This is a genomic window from Accumulibacter sp. (genome assembly GCF_036625195.1).
Lineage (GTDB): Bacteria > Pseudomonadota > Gammaproteobacteria > Burkholderiales > Rhodocyclaceae > Accumulibacter.
This window is the reverse complement of the sequence record NZ_JAZKUG010000001.1, coordinates 4,049,137-4,067,892: the sequence shown is the minus strand read 5'-3', so window position 1 is coordinate 4,067,892 and position 18,756 is coordinate 4,049,137. Positions and strand designations below refer to the sequence as shown.

At 65.2% G+C, this 18,756-nt stretch carries 22 protein-coding genes; 12 read left to right on the top strand and 10 right to left on the bottom strand.

All coding sequences use genetic code 11. The features are described 5' to 3' along the window. Position 1 precedes the first annotated feature (1 nt). The 8 genes from bamA to V5B60_RS17845 are packed head-to-tail and all read left to right on the top strand — an operon-like array spanning position 2 to position 7,662. On the top strand, positions 2 to 2,287 hold the full coding sequence (gene bamA, locus V5B60_RS17880; protein WP_332348785.1) for an outer membrane protein assembly factor BamA: 2,286 nt from the start codon (positions 2 to 4) through the stop codon (positions 2,285 to 2,287). A gap of 15 nt (positions 2,288 to 2,302) precedes the next feature. Further along, positions 2,303 to 2,821 (top strand): OmpH family outer membrane protein, encoded by a 519-nt coding sequence (locus V5B60_RS17875; RefSeq protein ID WP_332348783.1) that lies wholly within the window; start codon positions 2,303 to 2,305, stop codon positions 2,819 to 2,821. An 18-nt stretch (positions 2,822 to 2,839) separates the two neighbouring features. Further along, on the top strand, positions 2,840 to 3,871 hold the full coding sequence (gene lpxD, locus V5B60_RS17870; RefSeq protein WP_332348782.1) for a UDP-3-O-(3-hydroxymyristoyl)glucosamine N-acyltransferase: 1,032 nt from the start codon (positions 2,840 to 2,842) through the stop codon (positions 3,869 to 3,871). 5 nt (positions 3,872 to 3,876) lie between these two features. Beyond that, positions 3,877 to 4,314 (top strand): 3-hydroxyacyl-ACP dehydratase FabZ, encoded by a 438-nt coding sequence (gene fabZ, locus V5B60_RS17865; RefSeq protein WP_332350620.1) that lies wholly within the window; start codon positions 3,877 to 3,879, stop codon positions 4,312 to 4,314. Between the two features lie 19 nt (positions 4,315 to 4,333). After that, positions 4,334 to 5,104, top strand: coding sequence for an acyl-ACP--UDP-N-acetylglucosamine O-acyltransferase (lpxA, locus tag V5B60_RS17860; RefSeq protein WP_332348780.1), 771 nt, complete (start codon positions 4,334 to 4,336; stop codon positions 5,102 to 5,104). After that, entirely contained in the window at positions 5,101 to 6,288 is a 1,188-nt protein-coding gene (lpxB, locus tag V5B60_RS17855) for a lipid-A-disaccharide synthase (RefSeq protein ID WP_332348778.1), read from the top strand. Before lpxA ends, lpxB begins: the two co-directional genes overlap by 4 nt. Then, on the top strand, positions 6,266 to 6,865 hold the full coding sequence (gene rnhB / locus V5B60_RS17850) for a ribonuclease HII (RefSeq protein ID WP_332348776.1): 600 nt from the start codon (positions 6,266 to 6,268) through the stop codon (positions 6,863 to 6,865). Before lpxB ends, rnhB begins: the two co-directional genes overlap by 23 nt. Beyond that, positions 6,862 to 7,662 carry a TrmH family RNA methyltransferase gene (locus tag V5B60_RS17845; RefSeq protein ID WP_332348774.1) on the top strand — a complete coding sequence of 267 codons (801 nt, stop codon included), beginning with the start codon at positions 6,862 to 6,864 and terminating at the stop codon, positions 7,660 to 7,662. The genes rnhB and V5B60_RS17845 overlap by 4 nt, the downstream gene beginning before the upstream one ends. A gap of 100 nt (positions 7,663 to 7,762) precedes the next feature. On the opposite strand, the gene nifS is transcribed toward V5B60_RS17845, so the two are convergent. From nifS to nifE, 10 genes are all read right to left on the bottom strand, one after another. Further along, positions 7,763 to 8,971, bottom strand: coding sequence for a cysteine desulfurase NifS (nifS, locus tag V5B60_RS17840; RefSeq protein WP_332348772.1), 1,209 nt, complete (start codon positions 8,969 to 8,971; stop codon positions 7,763 to 7,765). Positions 8,972 to 8,995: 24 nt separating this feature from the next. After that, the gene (gene nifU / locus V5B60_RS17835) at positions 8,996 to 9,880 is read right to left on the bottom strand and encodes a Fe-S cluster assembly protein NifU (RefSeq protein ID WP_332348770.1); all 885 of its coding nucleotides are present in this window, start codon (positions 9,878 to 9,880) and stop codon (positions 8,996 to 8,998) included. A gap of 10 nt (positions 9,881 to 9,890) precedes the next feature. Then, the gene (locus V5B60_RS17830; RefSeq protein WP_332350618.1) at positions 9,891 to 10,304 is read right to left on the bottom strand and encodes a HesB/IscA family protein; all 414 of its coding nucleotides are present in this window, start codon (positions 10,302 to 10,304) and stop codon (positions 9,891 to 9,893) included. A gap of 109 nt (positions 10,305 to 10,413) precedes the next feature. Further along, on the bottom strand, positions 10,414 to 10,710 hold the full coding sequence (gene fdxB / locus V5B60_RS17825) for a ferredoxin III, nif-specific (RefSeq protein ID WP_332348767.1): 297 nt from the start codon (positions 10,708 to 10,710) through the stop codon (positions 10,414 to 10,416). A 4-nt stretch (positions 10,711 to 10,714) separates the two neighbouring features. Continuing rightward, the gene (locus V5B60_RS17820) at positions 10,715 to 10,924 is read right to left on the bottom strand and encodes a CCE_0567 family metalloprotein (RefSeq protein WP_332348765.1); all 210 of its coding nucleotides are present in this window, start codon (positions 10,922 to 10,924) and stop codon (positions 10,715 to 10,717) included. Between the two features lie 9 nt (positions 10,925 to 10,933). Continuing rightward, positions 10,934 to 11,419, bottom strand: coding sequence for a NifX-associated nitrogen fixation protein (locus V5B60_RS17815; protein ID WP_332348763.1), 486 nt, complete (start codon positions 11,417 to 11,419; stop codon positions 10,934 to 10,936). Beyond that, the gene (locus V5B60_RS17810; protein ID WP_332348762.1) at positions 11,416 to 11,838 is read right to left on the bottom strand and encodes a SoxR reducing system RseC family protein; all 423 of its coding nucleotides are present in this window, start codon (positions 11,836 to 11,838) and stop codon (positions 11,416 to 11,418) included. Before V5B60_RS17810 ends, V5B60_RS17815 begins: the two co-directional genes overlap by 4 nt. A gap of 11 nt (positions 11,839 to 11,849) precedes the next feature. Beyond that, on the bottom strand, positions 11,850 to 12,269 hold the full coding sequence (locus tag V5B60_RS17805; protein WP_332348761.1) for a NifB/NifX family molybdenum-iron cluster-binding protein: 420 nt from the start codon (positions 12,267 to 12,269) through the stop codon (positions 11,850 to 11,852). 13 nt (positions 12,270 to 12,282) lie between these two features. After that, the gene (nifN, locus tag V5B60_RS17800; protein ID WP_332348759.1) at positions 12,283 to 13,689 is read right to left on the bottom strand and encodes a nitrogenase iron-molybdenum cofactor biosynthesis protein NifN; all 1,407 of its coding nucleotides are present in this window, start codon (positions 13,687 to 13,689) and stop codon (positions 12,283 to 12,285) included. Continuing rightward, on the bottom strand, positions 13,682 to 15,106 hold the full coding sequence (gene nifE, locus V5B60_RS17795) for a nitrogenase iron-molybdenum cofactor biosynthesis protein NifE (RefSeq protein ID WP_332350616.1): 1,425 nt from the start codon (positions 15,104 to 15,106) through the stop codon (positions 13,682 to 13,684). The genes nifN and nifE overlap by 8 nt, the downstream gene beginning before the upstream one ends. A 260-nt stretch (positions 15,107 to 15,366) precedes the next feature. Between nifE and V5B60_RS17790 the strand changes: the two genes are divergently transcribed. The 4 genes from V5B60_RS17790 (at position 15,367) to modC (ending at position 18,566) form a co-directional block, all read left to right on the top strand. Next, a complete protein-coding gene (locus V5B60_RS17790) occupies positions 15,367 to 15,915 on the top strand; it encodes a nitrogen fixation protein NifQ (RefSeq protein WP_332348757.1) in 549 nt (182 codons plus the stop codon). A 77-nt stretch (positions 15,916 to 15,992) separates the two neighbouring features. Next, the gene (gene modA / locus V5B60_RS17785; protein WP_332348755.1) at positions 15,993 to 16,733 is read left to right on the top strand and encodes a molybdate ABC transporter substrate-binding protein; all 741 of its coding nucleotides are present in this window, start codon (positions 15,993 to 15,995) and stop codon (positions 16,731 to 16,733) included. 94 nt (positions 16,734 to 16,827) lie between these two features. Continuing rightward, the gene (gene modB / locus V5B60_RS17780; RefSeq protein WP_332348753.1) at positions 16,828 to 17,499 is read left to right on the top strand and encodes a molybdate ABC transporter permease subunit; all 672 of its coding nucleotides are present in this window, start codon (positions 16,828 to 16,830) and stop codon (positions 17,497 to 17,499) included. Next, on the top strand, positions 17,496 to 18,566 hold the full coding sequence (gene modC, locus V5B60_RS17775; protein ID WP_332348751.1) for a molybdenum ABC transporter ATP-binding protein: 1,071 nt from the start codon (positions 17,496 to 17,498) through the stop codon (positions 18,564 to 18,566). Before modB ends, modC begins: the two co-directional genes overlap by 4 nt. The last annotated feature ends 190 nt before the right edge of the window (positions 18,567 to 18,756 follow it).

The following is an 18,756-nucleotide window of genomic DNA, read 5'->3' as shown; positions in this document are numbered from 1 at the left end:
TATGAAGAAGAACCTGCTCGCAGGTCTGGTAGCCTCTCTCCTTGCCTCCGCCGCGGCGGCCATTGAGCCGTTCACAGTGCGTGACATCCGCCTCGAAGGAATTCAGCGCGTCGAGGCCGGTACGGTCTTCAGCTATCTGCCGGTCAAGGTCGGTGACACGATGACCGACGAGATGGCGGCGCAGGCGATCAGGGCGCTGTTCGCCACGGGGTTTTTCAAGGATGTCCGCATCGAGATGGATGGCGGGGTCGTGGTCGTCGTCGTCGAGGAGCGCCCGGCGATTGCGCAGATCGATTTCATCGGCCTAAAGGAATTCGACAAGGAGCAGTTGACCAAGGGCCTGAAGGAAGTGGGCGTCGCCGTTGCCCGGACCTTCGACCGGGCAACGCTGGAGAAGGCCGAGCAGGAACTGAAACGGCAGTACCTGACGCGCGGCAGGTACGCCGTGGCGATCACGACGACCGTCACCCCGCTGGAGCGCAACCGGGTGGCGATCAACTTCACCATCGACGAGGGTGAGCCGGCAACCATCCGACAGATCAACATTGTCGGCGCCAATGCCATTCGCGAGAAGGACCTGCTGGCTGCGATGCAACAGAAGACGGGCGGCTGGCTCAGCTGGTACACCAAGGACGACCAGTACTCGCGGCAGAAATTGTCGGCGGACCTCGAGACGCTGCGCTCGTACTATCTCGATCGCGGCTACCTGGAATTCAGCGTCGAGTCGACGCAGGTGTCGATCACGCCGGACAAGAAAGAGATCTACATCACGATCAGCATCAACGAAGGGGAGCGCTACCTCGTCTCCTCGGTGAAGCTTGCCGGCGACCTGACGTTGCCGGAAGAGGAGTTCCGGAAGCTGGTGAAGATCAGGGCCGGCGAGGTGTTCTCACGCGAGCGGCTGAACGAGACCACCAAGGCGATCACCGACAAGCTTGGCCACCAGGGCTACGCCTTTGCCAACGTCAATGCGGCGCCGGAGCTCGACAAGGAGAAGCGGCAGGTGGCTTTCACCATCTTCGTCGATCCCGGCAAGCGGACCTACGTCCGCCGCATCAATGTCACCGGCAACACCAAGACGCGCGACGAGGTGATCCGGCAGGAGATGCGCCAGATGGAGGGCGCCTGGTACGATGCCGACCGCGTCGCCAAGTCACGCGAGCGGATCGACCGTACCGGCTACTTCAACGAAGTCACCGTCGAGACACCGCCTGTCCCGGGGAGCATCGACCAGGTCGACGTCAACGTCAACGTCGCCGAGAAGTCGACCGGCAACATCTCGATCGGCGCCGGCTACTCGACGGCGGAGAAGGTGATCCTCTCGGGCTCGATCTCGCAGACCAACATCTTCGGCAGCGGCAAGCACGTCGGTCTGCAGATCAATACCGGCAAGCTCAACCGCACGCTCGGGGTCAACTACACCAATCCCTATTTCACAGTCGACGGCATCAGCCAGGGATTCGATGTCTACTACCGGACGCTCAATCCGACCTCGCTCGGCTATGCCTTCCAGTCCACGTCCTGGGGTGGCGGCATCCGCTTCGGCTTTCCGCTGGACGAGAAGGACATGCTCAACGTCGGGCTGGCGATTGACCAGACGACGATCGACATCACGCCGATCACCATCGCGACGCCGATCCAGTACATCCAGTTCCAGAAGGAGCACGGGGACTCCAACATCACGTTGCCGGCGACGGTGTCATGGACCCGTGACACGCGCAACAGTGCGATCTACACGACCAGCGGTGGCGTGCAGAAGGCGGGGGTCGAGGTTGCCGTTCCGGGCGTCGATCTCTCCTTCTACCGTCTGACCTATTCCAATCAGCAGTACTTCTCGCTGACGAAGGATCTGATCCTGATGCTCTATGGCGAGGTGGGCTACGCGAACGGGCTGGAGGGGCAGACGTTGCCGTTCTACAAGAACTTCTTCGCCGGTGGTGTCGGCTCGGTCCGCGGCTTCGAGACGGCGAGTCTGGGGCCGGTGGACCCGCTCTATCCCGATACCCGCCTGGGTGGTACGCGCAAGGTGGTCCTCAATGCCGAACTGCTGATGCCTTTCCCGGGTTTCGACAAGGCGCTGCGTCTCGGACCTTTCATCGACGCTGGCAACGTCTTCAACGAAACCGGCTATACGATCTCGGAAGGCGGACTGCGCTGGTCCGTGGGACTGACGGCGGCGTGGATTTCGCCGCTTGGACCGTTGAAATTCAGTTTTGGGCAGCCTATCGGCATCGAGAAGAATGATAAAATCCAGAAGTTTCAGTTTCAGATGGGAACGACCTTTTGATGCGGGAGAATTAGCTTGAATAGAACGATTGCCACGCTGCTCGGAGTCCTGCTTGCGACGCTGCCCATAGCCGGAGTCGCGGCGGCCGATCTGAAGGTCGGGTACGTGAATACGCAGCGGCTATTCCGTGATGCGCCGGCAGCCGTCAAGGCGGCGAAGAAGATCGAACAGGAATTCTCCAAGCGCGACCAGGACCTGCAGCGTCTGGCGAAGCAGGTGCAGGGCCTGCAGGAGTCGCTCGAGAAAGGCGGCCTGACCATGTCCGAGTCGGAAAGACGCGCCAAGGAAAAGGATCTCGCCGAACTGTCACGCGAGTTCCAGCGCAAGCAGCGCGAGTTCCGCGAGGACCTCAACCTGCGGCAGAATGAGGAAAACGCTGCCATCATCGAGAAGGCGAACAAGGCGATCAAGCAGCTTGCCGACAGCGAGAAGTACGACCTCATCGTGCAGGATGTGGTCTGGGTCAGCCCGCGTCTCGACATCACCGACAAGGTCATCAAGGCTCTGTCGGAAGGCAGGGACGCGGCGAAGTAGCCCGCGTTGGCGCCACCGATGGCAGCGGGCTTGCGACTCGACGAGATCGTCGCCAGTCTTGGCGGCGTGCTGCAGGGTGATGGGTCGCTCGTCGTGTCGCGGGTTGGCACGCTGCAGTCTGCGCAAGCGGGCGATATCGCCTTCCTCGCCAACCCGAAGTACCGCTCGCAGTTGCAAACGACGCTGGCGTCAGCGGTCATCGTCCCGCCGCAGTTCGCTGCCGCGACCGGGCTGCCGCGGATCGTGCACCCGAACTCGTACGCCTATTACGCTCGTGTCGTTGCGTTGCTCAATCCGCCGGCAGCCCGCCGGCCGGGCGTCCACCGCGGCGCGGTCGTGCACTCGCCGGTTCCGGCATCGGCCTCGATCGGCGAGAACGTCGTCGTCGGCAGGGGGGTGCATCTCGGCGAGAACGTGACGCTGCAGCCGGGTTGCGTGATTGGCGACGGAGCGTCGATCGGAGACGATTCGCTGTTGTACCCGAACGTCGTCGTTTACGATCGCTGCGTGATCGGCAGGCGGGCGATCATTCACTCCGGGGCAGTGATCGGCTCGGATGGCTTCGGTTTCGCCAAGGAGGGGGATCGCTGGATCAAGATCCCGCAGATCGGCCGCGTCGTCGTCGGCGACGATGTCGAGATCGGCGCCAACACCTCGATCGACCGTGGCGCGCTGGACGACACGCTGGTCGCCGATGGCGTCAAGCTCGACAACCAGATCCAGATCGGTCACAACTGCAGCATCGGCGAGAACGCGGCGATGGCCGGTTGTGTCGGCATTGCCGGCAGTACGCGCATCGGCCGGCGCTGCACCATCGGTGGCGCCGGCATGATCAGCGGCCACCTGGAACTCGGCGACGACGTGCACATCTCTGGCGGCACCCTGGTGGCGCGCAGTCTGAGCCGGCCGGGGCAGTACACGGGAGTCTTCCCGCTCGATGAGCATGCCGACTGGTTGCACAACGCAGCGCAGCTGAGACGCCTTGCGAAGCTCGTCGAGCGCGTCGCCGAACTTGAGAAGAAGATCAAACTGATGGAGACAAGGTCTTGAACGCAATGGATATCAAGGAAATCCTCGAGCATCTGCCGCATCGCTATCCTTTCCTGCTGGTCGACCGCGTCCTCGATTGCCAGCCCGGCAAGTCGATCCACGCGTACAAGAACGTGACGATCAACGAACCGTTCTTTCCCGGGCATTTCCCGCATCATCCGGTGATGCCGGGCGTGCTGATCACCGAGGCGCTGGCACAGGCCGCGGGCATCCTGTCGTTCCGCAGTCTCGGCGAAAAGCCCGACCTGCACTCGCTTTTCTTCTTCGTCGGCATCGACAAGGCGCGCTTCAAGAAGACCGTGACGGCCGGCGACCAATTGCACCTGCACGTCAGCATCCAGCGCCAGTTCCGCAACATCTGGAAGTTCGAGGCGCGGGCGGTGGTCGATGGCGAGACGGTCGCCGAGGCCGAGCTCATGTGCGCCAAGAGCAACATCGCCTGAGATTCCGGAAACAGCCACCATGATCCACCAGACCGCCATCATCCATTCCGGCGCGCAACTCGGGGCGAACGTCGCGGTCGGCGCCTATTCGATCATCGATGAGGACGTGGAGATCGGCGACAATACGACCATCGGGCCGCACGTCGTCATCACCGGGCGGACGCGCATCGGTTGTGACAACCGCATCTACCAGTTCACGTCGCTCGGTGAGGTGCCGCAGGACAAGAAGTACGGTGGCGAGCCGACCTGCCTCGAGATCGGCGATCGCAACACAATCCGCGAGTTCTGCACCTTCAACGTCGGCACCGCCCAGGATGTCGGCATCACCCGCGTCGGCGACGACAACTGGATCATGGCCTACGTTCACATCGCGCATGACTGCCAGGTCGGCAACCGCACGATCTTCGCCAACAACGCGCAGCTCGCCGGTCATGTCCATATCGGCGACTGGGCGATCCTCGGCGGCTTTGCCGGCGTGCACCAGTTCTGCCGCGTTGGCGCACACAGCATGATCGCTGCCGGATCGGTCGTCATCCAGGACGTGCCGCCGTACGTCATGGCGGCCGGCAACAGCGCCGGGCCGTACGGCATCAACGCCGAGGGATTGAAGCGGCGGGGATTCTCGCCAGAAGCGCTGCTGACCTTGAAGCGGGCGTACCGGACGATCTACAAGTCGGGACTGATGCTCGACGAAGCGCGCGCCAGGCTGCAGGACGAGGTCAAGGCCCATCCCGAGATCCAGCCGCTGCTCGACTTTCTCGCCGTTTCGAAGCGCGGCATCATCCGATGACTGCCGGCGTGGTCCGGATCGCACTGGTGGCCGGTGAGGCGTCGGGCGACCTCCTGGCCAGCCAGCTGATCGAGGCGATCCGCGGCCGACTGCCGAACGCGGTGTTCTTCGGCATCGGCGGGCCGCGCATGCTGGGCAAGGGCTTCGAAGCCTGGTATCCGCTCGAGAAGCTGGCGGTGCGCGGCTACGCCGAGGTCCTGCGCCACTTTCGCGAAATCCTCGCCATCCGCCGCAGCCTCAAGCGCCGTCTGCTGGCCGACCCGCCGGACGTCTTCGTCGGCGTCGATGCGCCCGATTTCAACCTCGGTCTCGAGCGGGTGCTGAAGCGGCGCGGGGTGACCACCGTCCATTACGTCAGTCCGTCGATCTGGGCCTGGCGTGGCGAACGCATCCACCGGATCGGTGCGGCGGCCTCACGAGTCCTCGCACTGTTTCCCTTCGAACCGGCGATCTACGAGCGCCAGCGGATTCCGGTCAGCTACGTCGGTCACCCGCTCGCCGACATGCTGCCCCTCGCCGATGGCCGTGACGCGACGCGTGCGCTGCTGGGCTTTGCCGAACGGCAGCCGGTCTTCGCCCTGCTGCCGGGCAGCCGGCAGTCCGAGCTGCAATACATGGCCGACACCTTCATCGAGACCGCGCGCCGGATACACCAGGCACTTCCCGATGCAGCCTTCATCGTGCCGCTGGCGACGCGCGAGACGCGCGGCATGTTCGAGGCCGCGCGACAGCGATGCGCCGCCGAGGATCTGCCGCTGCGCCTGCTCTTCGGACACGCGCATCAGGCGATGATGGCCGCCGACGTCGTTCTCGTCGCCAGCGGGACGGCCACACTGGAAGCGGCGCTGCTCAAGCGACCGATGGTCATCGTGTACCAGATGGCGCCGTTCTCCGCCTGGCTGATGCGCCGCATCGGCGGCTACCTGCCCTATGTCGGCCTTCCCAACGTCCTCGCCGGCCGCTTCGTCGTTCCCGAGTTCATGCAGGAGGACGCAACGCCGGCCAACCTGGCGCAGGCCGTCCTCAACCTCTACGTCGATCGCGGGGTGCGCGCCGGCCTGCAGGCGCTCTTCCATTCGATGCACCTGCAACTGCGGCAGAATGCCGCCGAGCGCGCAGCCAGCGCCGTCATCGGCTGCCTGCCGGCAGCGATTCGCGAGCATGCCGCTGCTGCTGCAAGCTGAGGGACTCGCCTGCGGCGTCGATGAGGCGGGGCGCGGCCCACTGGCCGGACCCGTGGTGGCGGCAGCGGTGATCCTCGATCCACAGCGGCCGATCACCGGTCTCGACGATTCGAAGAGGCTCGGTGCCGCGCGGCGGCTGCGGCTTGCCGATGCCATCCGGAGTCAGGCGCTCGCCTGGGCCGTTGCCGACGCGTCGGTCGGCGAGATCGACCACCTCAACATCCTGCAGGCGAGCCTGCTCGCCATGCAGCGTGCGGTCAGTGGCCTGATCGAACAGTACCGCCTGCTGCCTTCGCAAATCCTCGTCGATGGTCCGCATTGTCCGCTGTTCGCCGTTCCCGCGCAGGCGGTGATCGGCGGCGACGGCCGCATCTGCCAGATCGCTGCGGCGTCGATCCTGGCGAAGACGGTGCGCGACGCCGGAATGCGGGATCTGCATGCCCTCTATCCGCAGTATGGTTTTGACCGTCACCAGGGCTACCCGACGGCAGTACACTTGCGGGCGCTGCAGGAGCACGGCCCGTGCCCGCAGCATCGGCGCAGTTTTGCGCCGGTCGCCCGCCTGCTGACGGCATGAAGCGGATCAGCTCGCGCGACAATCCACATTACCGCGAGCTGAAGCGACTGCACGCGAGCGCCCGCGAGCGGCGTCGCAGTGGTCGCCTCCTGCTCGACGGCCTGCATCTGATCACCGCCTACCAGCAGCGCTGCGGTAGTCCGGCCGAACTCGTCGTCAGCGACAGCGGTGCCGGGCGGCGGGAGATCATCGATCATCTGGCGAGCTGCCCGCCAGTCATGCCGGTCACGCAGTTGCCCGACGCCCTGTGGGCTGAGCTGGCACTGGTCGATACGCCAAGTGGCATCATGGCCGTTATCGCCTGGCCGCAGCCGGCAACGGCGATCGATCTGGCGGCCGATACGGTGCTGCTCGATGGCGTCCAGGATCCCGGCAATGTCGGCTCGATCCTGCGCAGTGCGGCGGCGGCCGGCTTTCACCAGATCCTGCTGTCGGCGGATTGTGCCCAGGCGTGGTCGCCGAAGACGCTGCGTGCCGGCATGGGCGCACATTTCCAGCTCGCCATCCACGAAGAATGCGACCTGCCCGCCTTTCTCGCCGCCTACCGTGGGCTGAGCATCGCGACCGCGGCGAGCGCACCGGCAGGGCTTTACGCCACGCAGCTCGCGCCAGCGGTCGCCTGGGTCTTCGGCAGCGAAGGGCAGGGTTTGCGCGCGGCGGTGCTGGCGGCGACGCAGTTGCAGGTGCACATTCCGATGCCCGGCGCCTGCGAATCGCTGAACGTCGCCGCCGCCGCCGCCATCTGTCTTTTCGAGACGGTCAGGCGACGGCAAGGGGCCGTTGCCGGCGGCCGCTGATGGCGATGCGGTCTGCGGTGGGGTTCTGGTCCCGGCGCGAGATCCGCCGCCACCTTGTGGATCTGGCGGGCGGCGGTTGGCTTGCCATCGTTCGGCGACTTCAGGCGTATTGTGGCTGGAAGGCCTCCTCGGGATGGGCCAGTGGTGCGTCACCGCGCCAGTACGGAGAGAGTTTGCGCAACCTGGCGATCACTGGCGGGACGGCGGCGATGACCTGCTCCACTTCCTGTGCGGTGTTGTAGCGTGAGAGCGAAAAGCGTATCGTCCCGTGCGCGGCGGTATAGGGGATTGCCATCGCCCGCAGGACATGCGACGGCTCGAGGGATCCCGAGGTGCAGGCCGAGCCCGATGAGGCGGCAATGCCCTGCTGATTGAGGAGCAGCAGAATGCCTTCTCCTTCGACATACTCGAAGGCGATGCTCGCCGTGTTCGGCAGACGGTAGAGCTGGTCGCCATTGACGAAGGCGTTCCTGACGTTGTCGAGAACGCCCCTTTCGAGGCGGTCGCGCAGGCGCTTGACGGTCGTGTTCTCCTCCGTCATGTACTGCTGAGCGAGTTCACAGGCAACCCCGAGGCCGACGATCGAAGCCGAGTTCTCGGTACCAGCGCGTCGCCCACGCTCCTGGTGACCGCCGCGCAAGAGTGGGCGGAAGCGGGTATTGCGGCGCACATACAACACCCCGATGCCCTTCGGTGCGTGCAGCTTGTGCCCGGAGAGCGAGAGCATGTCGATCTTCGTCCTCTTCAGGTCAATGGCAACCTTGCCGACGGCCTGCACGGCGTCGGTGTGGAAAAGGATGCCTTGCGCGTGCGCCATCTCCGCCATCTCTTCGACCGGAAAGAGCGTGCCCGTTTCATTGTTCGCCCACATCGCCGAAACGATTGCCACGCGGTCGTCGAGCAGGGAAGCATACTCGTCGAGATCGAGCCGCCCGCGGCGGTCGACGCGCAGGCGATGAACGACGCAGTCTTCCTTCTCGAGCCAGGAGCACAGGCTCAGGACCGCCGGGTGTTCGACCGCCGTGGTGATCACCGTTCGCCGTCCGGGATTGGCTTTCAGTGCCGAGAGGATGGCGGTCGCGTCGGACTCGGTCCCACAGGACGTGAAGACGATTTCGCTGTCGTGCGCCGCGCCGAGCAGCGACTGGACCTGCCCGCGTGCCTCCTTGATCGCCTTGCCGACGCGCGATCCAAAGCTGTGGATCGACGAAGCATTGCCGAACTGCTCGGTAAAGTAGGGCAGCATCGCTGCCACGACAGCTGGATCGCAGGCAGTCGTGGCGTTGTTGTCCATGTAGATCGCTGGCATGGCTTCTCCCGTTGAATGATGGCGCTACGCCCGAAGCAGCGCAGCGACCGGCAGTACCTGCACCAGTTCGCCCAGCGCTTCGCTGAGTTTCTGTTGTACGCCGCCAAGGGTGGCGGCCTGCATCGCGCATCCCTGGCAGGCACCGCTGAGTTCGACATAGATGTTCCTGCCATCGATCTCGATCAGGGCGACATCGCCGTGGTCACGTTGCAGCAACGGGCGGATCGCCTCCAGAGTCTCCTCGATCCTGCGGATTCGCTGGTAGTTGGTCAGTTTCGGTTTGCCAGGCGATCCGCTGGTTGCCGCAGGCGCCTCGGTTGGCTTCGCCTCCTTGGTGTAGAGCCGACCATTGACCGCAAGCAGGATGTCCTCGATCTGCTCGTGACACGCCGAGCAGCCACCGCCGGCCTTGGTGTAGTTGGCCACCTCCTCGATCGTCCGCAAGCGATTGGCACGCACCGTGTCCTCGATCATCACGGTATCGATGGCGAAGCATTTGCAGACCAGTTCGCCCTCCTCGTGATCATCCGTCCAGCTCTCACCGCGATAGTTGGCAACCGCGGCCTGCAGTGCCTCACGCCCCATCACCGAGCAGTGCATTTTCTCCGGCGGCAGTCCATCGAGATAGTCGGCAATGTCCTGGTTGCTGACCTGCAGCGCTTCATTCAGCGTCTTGCCCTTGATGATCTCGGTGAGCGCCGACGAGGAGGCGATCGCCGAGCCGCAGCCGAAGGTCTGGAATCGTGCATCGTCGATGACCTCGGTCTCCGGATTGACCCTGAGCATCAGGCGCAGCGCGTCACCGCACTTGATCGAACCGAAGTCACCGATGCCGTTGGCGTTGTCGAGGGGCCCGGAGTTTCGCGGGTTGAAAAAATGCTCTCGCACCTTCTCGGAGTAGTCCCACATGGCGGTCTCCTCAGGCGGTGAACGACTGGCCGCAGGCGCAGGCGCCGACGACATTCGGATTGTTGAACTTGAAGCCGGTGCGGGTGAGGCTGTCCACAAAATCGACGCTCAGACCGTCGAGCATCGAGTGGCTTACCGGATCAACGAGCAGCGGGGCAGCGGCACCCACCTCGAGTGCCAGGTCGTCATCGGCCTTGTCCTGCTCGAGACGAAGGCCGTATTGCAGGCCGGCGCAACCACCGCCGGAGACAAAGATGCGCAGGCCGGCAACGGGAGCCTCGGTGGCCTTGATGAAGCGGCCGATTGCCTTCAGCGCGGCAGGGGTCAGGTGGATCATGAGGTGCTCTCCTTGAGAAGGGGTGGGGTTCCCTGGGCTGTTTGCAGCAAGCTTCGTGCCAGCTCGGTAGATAACGCGCAACACCATGAATTTCAACGACTCATTCGATCTCAACCGAGGCCCGGAGGGTGTCGCAAAGCCGACACGCCGAATTGCGACACGACAGCAGGCGACGACACGGGCAGTTGCCCCGAGCTCACCCGCCTGCAGCCTCGTAGGTGTAGCAATCCTTCGGGCAGACGCGACCGCAGGCACCGCAGCCGATGCAGTCGCCGGCGTTGACGATGGTCATCACCATCATTTCGTCATCTTCATCGACATCCTCGTCCGCCTCGGCCAGCAACTGCTCGCTGCGCTCGACCAGATCGAGAACATTGCGCGGACAGACCTTGTAGCAGCGGCCGCAGCCAATGCACTTCTTCCCATCGAGAAAACTGACAAACTGCGGGATCCACTCGTCCCCGCCACGGGTGCGTCCGGTGATGATGCCCATGCGCCTATCCTTTCAGTGCCACCTGCAGGCGGGCATTGGCTTCCGCCCAAGCCTGGCACGCCAGGAGCGTTGCCTGTGAGATTTCCGGAAGCTCCGGCCAGGCGGCCGGCAGCCGTTCCTCGACCAGATCGTGGAGTCGTGCAGCCTGCTCGCCGGCGAGTCGCTTCAGTCTCTTCACTTCCCGATCGAGTTCCCTGAGTTCATCGTTGCTCATGTCCCGCCCTCACATGCCGGCGGCTTCAGGAAAGCTGCCGATGATGCCGAGCGCGACGGCGAGATGCCTGTCGGCTTCGCTCTTCATCTGCGTCAGCGACTCGAAGCCGAAGCGATGCACGTCGCGCAGTGTCCGATCCATGGCCACCAGCTTGCCGACAGTGATCAGCGCACGCCCAAAGCCCTCGTGGGTGATGTGCACAAAGGGCACGGCCATTCGTCCACATTCCTTTTCGATCAACACGGCAATGGCGTTGTGGAACGCCCTGACGCGTGCCAGCGTCAGCTCGTCCGGGTCGCCGACGGTCGGCAGAGCGCGCTTCTGTGCCTTGCTCAGGATGTAGCCGGCGAGGATCGACGGCACCGGCTTGCCGTCCCACTGGCCATAGGTGTCGAGCGCCCGTGTCTGGCGCAGCATTTCCCGGATGAAATCGGTGCCATAGATTGGCGCATCTGCGGGCTCGATGGCGGATGCAAGGGCAACACCGGGGGTCATGGGCTTTCTCCGGAAACAGACTGGCTTGGACAGGTGAGGGAAGCGGTTGGCTGCAGGCGGTCGGCGAGCAGCCTGCGGTGCAGCAGTCGGACCAGCACCAGTCCGATGCTCAGGCCGACGGCGGCACCGAGCGCAGCGGCGGTGTCGCCGGCGAGAGACGACACGGCCGCACCGAGCAGCAGCGTCAGGGCCGGGAGCAGATAGCCGATCGCCACACCAAGCGCAAAATTCGCTTGATCGAGCTCGAGCAACACCGGGTCACCGACTGCCGTGTTCGCCGGTGCGACGATGCGGATGACTTGCGCGCCACGGTCAGCGCAGACGGCGCGTGCCCTGCAGCCATGACAGCTGGGGGCGACGGCAACGCGTACGTCGGCCACGTCGCCGTGCACCTCGACTACCCGGCCGCGGGCTTGCATAGGGCCCGCGATCATTCGTCCCAGCCTTCGTCGAGCATGCGATCGAAGCGCGTGTCGTCGCTGTCGTGCCGGCGGCTCGCCTTGTCGACCCAGCCAATGCCGCCGGCGCGGATTGCCCCGCTGAGCTGCCGCAGCAGCAGCTCGATTTCCGTTTGATCGTCGGTCCGGATCGGCCGTACGCCAGCGGCCAGCAACTGCTTCACGGCCGAAGCACCGGCTGCCAGACAGTACACGGCGGCGCAGCCCACCAGTGCGGCAACCCGTGCCGGCAGTCTGCCTTCGTTTGCCTCCACGGCGGCCGGCGGAAACTCGACGATTTCAATCAGGCGCGCCCGCTCACCGTCCACGGCATAGACGGCAAAGCCCGCGGCGGCGCCGAAGTGCTGATTCACCCTGCTGCGGTCGCTGCTGGCGAAGGCGACTCGGATCATTCCCGGCGCCTTGCTAGTGGTGGACCAGGCCAGCGTCAGACGGCGCCCTCGGCGCTGCGTCGCCGTCGTCGCCGACCCGGTAGATCGATCGATGGACTGGGATGCCATGGTGGTTCCCGAGGAAGAGATTGGCGATGTCGAACAAGGCCTGACGCGCGCCGCGATAGCCGACCCAGGTCCGCGCATAGCCGCCGACCCAGTCGTACTGGGGGAATCCAGCCCGCAACAGCGGCACTTGCAGGCGTAGCGCGATGGGCGCGGCGTGCGAATTGGCGACGATGATCTGGGCGCGTTGCGCTCGTGCCGCACGTTCCAGATCCTCGAGATCGCCGATGCAGACGCAGGCGGCCGGCAGATCGGCCAGCACCTCGGCACGTGTCGACGCCACCGCGGCGACCACTTCGCCGCCGACGCCGGTGAGAAACTGGCCCAGCGCCAGCAGCAGATCGGGGTCAGCGGCGATGCCGATGCGCAGAGAGCCGGTCATGAAATGGGTATCGACCATCGCGTCCTGCAGTTGCGCCCGTTGGCGCTCGATGGCGGGCGGTACCGGCTGCCCCGAGATTTCAGCCAGTGTGACCGTGAAGGCGTCACAGGCATCGAGGCCGAGCAGATGATCGAAACGGAAATCAGGAACGCCACTGCGTGCCTGCAACAGATCGGCGGCCTGGTGCAGCGAGCGGCCAATGACGACGGTGGCAACCGCTCTGCCGAGCGTTGCGATGGCAGCTTTCGACGTCCCCCCGAGGGTCAGTGGCGTGCTCTCCTGATCGATCAGATGGCCATCGAGCGAATCGCCGAGGTCGGGCAGAACCACCGGCTGCAGACCGAAGGCCTCGATCCATTCCTTGATCGCTTCAATGTCTCCCGGCGTCAGCATTGACGACGCGAGGACGTTGAGCTGCCTCCTGACGCCCTCTGCCGGTGCTGGCACGGGGTCGGCGGCGAGCAGCGTGTCGATGATCGCCTCGACGGCGAGAGCAAAGCCGGACTCGAGGCAGCCACTGTAGTCCGGCGTGTTCACCGGCACCACCGCGGTGGTCGAGAACTCCGGATGCCGACGGCGGAACTCGCGCACCAGGCGCAGCATGTCGCAGCCCTGGGTCTCGGAAAGTCCGGTGGTCGGCAGGCCGATGATCTCCGGCCGACTCTTCTCGCAGAGCACGCGCAACCCCTCGATGACGTTCTCGTCCGCACTCATGATGCTCGAGACCTGATCCATGGCCGTCGTCTGCAGCGGGATCGGCTCGCGGAAATGGCGTACCAGGAACACCTTGCCGAAAGCCGTACAGCCCTGCGAGCCGTGCAGCATCGGAATCGTCCGCCGCAAGCCGAGAAAAGCCAAGGCGGCGCCGATCGGCTGACTGGCCTTGAGCGGATTCACCGCCAGTGGCTTGGCGCGCTTGAGGATTTCAGGCATCGGGCGCTCCGGCCACCGCCAGCGCGTCGCCCGCGACCGGCGTGGCATGCCATGGCGCCGGCGCCCGCACCTTTTGCCACACCGGCGATTCCAGCGTCAGCGCGAGCTGGCGCACCAGCTCCAGCATGCCGCCGTAGCCGGCGTAGCCGAACTCCCTTTCCTGATTGATGTCGAGAAAAGGGATGCGGGCCTTCAGGGCAGTGTACAGGTTGCGCCCGCCGGCGATCAGAATGTCCGCCTGATGGTCGCGGTAAGCCTGCAGCAGTGCCTGCGGGCTGCCGTCGGTGATCATCTTCGTCGCCTCGCCCATGATCTCGCGGATGCGCGCCTTGTCCTCCTCGGTCGACTTCTTGGTGCCCGTGGCAACCACCGTCATGCCGAGCTCCTGCAGCGCCGACACCACCGACCAGCTCTTGACGCCGCCGGTGTAGAGCAGCACCCGCTTGCCGGCGAGCCGCGATCGCCAGGGTTCGAGGGCGGCGCGAACGGAGCGCTCCTCGCGGGCAATCATCGCCTCGGTGCGCGCTGCGAGATCGTCATCGCCCAGCAAGCGGGCGAAGTCGCGGAAGGCCTGCGAGGTATCGGTGATGCCGTAGAAGCTGCCCTCGAAGAAGGGCACGCCGAAGTCGCTTTCCAGTTTTCGCGCGACATTGAGCAGCGCCTTGGCGCAGACCACCATCGATGCCTGCGCCCGATGCATGGTCTGCACCTCATGGAAGCGTGCGTCGCCGGAGAGCGTGCACAGAATGCGCAAACCCAGTTCGTCGAACAGCGGCGCCACATGCCAGAACTCCCCGGCGATGTTGTATTCGCCGATGAGGTTCACGTCGTGCACCCGAATACCCGGCCGGTGTGCCGAGGCCGCGACCGGTGCCGGCTCGCGCGTGCCGATGACGTACTTGAACATGGCTTCACCGGCGATGCGATTGCCGAGATTCTTGGTGCCGTAGAAGCCGGCGCAGTCGACCGGCAGCACCGGCACGCCCCAGCGCGCGCTGGCCGCTCTGGCCACGGCCTCGATATCGTCGCCGATCAGCGCCGGAACACAGGTGGCGTAAAGGAACACGGCCTTCGGCGCGTAGTCGTCGATCGCCTGCTTGATGGCCAGGAACAGGCGTTTCTCGCCCCGGCCCATGATCACGTCCTGCTCGGTGAGGTCGGTGGTCATGCCGATGCGATAGAGTGTCGGGCCCGACGAGCGCGCGCCGCGGTTGTCCCAGGAAGCGCCAGCGCAGCCGATCGGCCCGTGCACGATGTGGGCGACGTCGGCAATCGGCAGCAGCGCAATCTGCGCGCCATCGAACGAGCAGCCGCCGGCGGTTGCGCCGGGTTTGGTGCGCGCGCAACCGGATTTTTCATTCCTGTTGTGAGCACAGGCGGGCTCGTTCAGCAGTTCAGCGATTTCGGCTGTCTTCATGGCGTCAGTCCTCTGTTCCCGCTCATGACGCAAGGGCCGTGCCACCGCTAAGCGCCTGATTCCGCATCCTTGTGTCTGGGCCGGGCGTTGTCGGGTTCGCGACATTGTCGCGTCGAACGCAGCGGAGGAGCGCCACCGGCCGGTCCAGGCACGAGCGCGGCTGGCCAGGGCCCGTGGATCGGTCGTGGTTCGGTGTGACTGCCAGGCAGCTTGGCGTGGATCCTGCTTCAAGTCCCTCATTCGCCACTTGGGAGCCCTGCATGCTCGACGCGACCGACAAACTGCCGAGGATGCGGCTCGGCGAAGACCAGCGCACACTCGCCTTGCTTGGCGTCGTCGGTCAATCGCTGCAGGCGGGCCGCTGGCCGTTGATCCGGGGTTTTCCGGAAGAGCGGCTGCAAGCGCTCCTGGCGACTCTTTGCCCCGGCAGCAGGTTCGCGGTGGCCCCCGGCGTGTGGACTCCCGACGATGACGGCGACGAGTTTGCCGATCTCCTCGATCTGTTGCTCGAACACCTGGCGCTGCCCGACGAGTCTGGCATCTGCCTGTGTCATGCCATCGCGACGGCGGCAATGGGCGCGAACCACCTCTGGCAGGACATGGGGCTGCCCGACCGCAAGGCGTTATCGGACTTGCTGTGTGAGAACTTCCCCGTCCTTGCGGCGAAGAACGTCGGCGACATGAAATGGAAGAAGTTCTTCTACCGGCAGCTCTGCGAGCGCGCTGGTGTGCCGATCTGCAAGGCTCCGCACTGTGCCGAGTGTTGCGACCGCGCGCTCTGCTTCGACCCGGAGGAAGACTCGGGGTGATGCTGGCTTCCTTCTTGCTTGAGTTCTCCACTGCGCACAGCATCCCGGCCGCATCGACCTGACCACAAGGACTTGACATGCTCCGTCAGCTTTCTCTCGCCGTTGTCCTGTTGAGCGCGGCATCGGTCCGTTCGGACGAGATCAGCGTCGCCGTCTCGGCAAATTTCGCCTCGCCGATGCAGAAGATCGCCACCGAATTCAAAAAGGACAGCGGTCACACCGTCGTTGCGTCGTTCGGTTCCACCGGCAAGTTCTACGCCCAGATCAAGGCCGGCGCGCCCTTCGAAGTGCTGCTCGCGGCTGACGACGAAACGCCTGCGCGTCTGGAGAAGGAAGGCGACGGCGTTGCCGGCAGCCGCTTCACCTACGCTATCGGCAGACTCGTCCTCTGGAGCCGGAAAGAGGGCTTCGTTGACGCCAATGGTGAAGTGCTGGGCAGGAACGACTTCCAGTACCTCGCGCTGCCCAATCCCAGGCTCGCGCCCTACGGCGCAGCCGGCATCCAGACGCTGCAGGCGCTTGGCCTGCTCGACAGACTGCGGCCGAAATTCGTCATGGCCGAAAACGTTCCGCAAACCTACCAGTTCGTCGCCTCCGGCAACGCCGAACTCGGCTTCGTCGCACTCTCTCAGGTATTCAAGGAGGGTCGCATCGCCGAAGGCTCGGGCTGGATCGTGCCGCAGCAGCTCCACGACCCGATCCGCCAGGATGCGGTACTGCTCGCCACGGGGAAAGGCAGCTCAGGTCCCGCAGCACTGCTGAAGTACCTGCGCGGCGACAAGGCCAGGTCAATCATCAAGTCCTTCGGTTACGAGTGATGCGCATCGCCGATGCAGCGACCGGAGCCCATCTCCCGCTTGCAGGCGCGGCGTTTTCCCAGCCTCGGCGCGCCATTGTGGTGTTTCGAGCCTCATGCTGAACGCGGCCGACCTCGCTGCAGTCTGGCTCACGCTCAAGCTGGCCGGGACGGCGACCGCCGTGCTGCTCCTCATTGGCACGCCGATGGCCTGGTGGCTGGCGCGCACCCGGCACTGGGCGAAAGGAGTGATCGGCGCCCTGGTGACCCTGCCGCTGGTGCTGCCACCAACGGTTCTCGGCTTCTACTTGCTGGTGCTGATGGGGCCGGACGGAATGCTCGGCCGCTTGCTGGCGGCGGGCGGGCTGCAGCCGCTGCCCTTCACCTTCGCTGGCCTCGTCGTCGCCTCGGTGATCTACTCGCTGCCTTTCGTCGTTCAGCCCCTGCAACAGGCCTTCGAAGCCATCGGCGAGCAGCCCCTGGAGGCGGCAGCCACGCTGCGTGCCAATCCCTGGGATACCTTCTTCGCGGTGGTGGTGCCGCTTGCCCGACCGGGGTTCATGACCGCAGGAATCCTCGGCTTCGCGCACACGGTGGGTGAGTTCGGCGTGGTTCTGATGATCGGTGGCAACATCCCGGGCAAGACACAGGTGCTGTCGATGGCCATCTACAACCATGTCGAAGCGCTCGAGTACGCGGCCGCACATCGGCTCGCTGCCGGCATGCTGGCTTTCTCGTTCACCGTCCTGCTGCTGCTCAACGCGCTGAAACCGGATCGGGTCCGGTGAGCGTCCGGGCGCGCTTCCACCTGCCGTACCCAGCCTTCACGCTGGACGTCGATGTCGATCTGCCGGGACAGGGCATCACCGCCCTGTTCGGACGTTCAGGGTCGGGCAAGACGACGCTGCTGCGCTGCATCGCCGGACTTGAGAGAGCCGCCGCCGGCTTCCTCGCGGTCAATGGTGAAATCTGGCAGGACGGCGCACGGCGGCTGCCCGTGCATCGCCGCCCGCTCGGCTATGTCTTCCAGGAGGCGCGACTATTCCCCCATCTCGACGTCGCCGCCAATCTCGATTTCGGACGCCGCCGCATCGCCGCGCAGCAGCGGCGCGTTTCGCTCGCACGGGCCGTCGAGTTGCTCGGCATCGGCCACCTGCTCGACAGGCGGTGTGATCGCCTCTCGGGTGGCGAGCGTCAGCGCGTGGCCATTGCACGTGCGCTTGCCACCAGCCCACGCCTGCTGCTGATGGACGAACCATTGGCGGCGCTCGACCACGCGCGCAAGCAGGAGATTCTGCCGTACCTGGAGCAGTTGCGCGACGAACTGGAGATGCCCGTCCTCTACGTCAGTCACGCTCCCGACGAGGTGGCGCGACTCGCCGACCACCTCGTGGTCATCGACGAGGGCCGCGTCGTCACGCAGGGTCCACTGACCGAGGTCCTGGCGTGCGTCGACCCGCCGCTGCGCCTGGGCGACGACGCCGGTGTCGTCTTCTCCGGCACGGTGGTCGAACGGGATGGCGAATGGCATCTCTCGCGCATCGTCTTCGCAGGTGGCCAGGTCTGGGTGCGCGACGGCGGTGTCGCCGTCGGGCGTCGCGTGCGCCTGCGCATCCTGGCGCGCGATGTGAGCATTGCGCGCAGCCGTCATGGCGACTGCAGCATCATGAACCGGCTGCCCGCGACGGTGATCAGTCATGTTGCCGAAGACCACCCGGCGCTCGCGCTGGTGCAGCTGCGCGTCGGCAACACGCCCATGCTGGCACGCCTGACCCGGCACTCGGCGTGGCGCCTCGAACTCGCGCCGGGCCAGCAGGTATGGGCTCAGATCAAGGCGGTGGCGGTGGTCGGCTGAACTCGCGACAACCGCCACGCGAGTGCCGCGAGTTCAGAGTGGGCGCAGGACCTGGTCCAAGCGTGCCTGGTGGACAGCAGGAACAGTCAGCTCGAGTTTCTGCATATTGCCGCGTCTGTCGGGCTGGTGAGGCCGCGACACCGGCCAGGGCGATGAAGACGCAAGACCTGTACGGGTGCCTCCCCGGCGC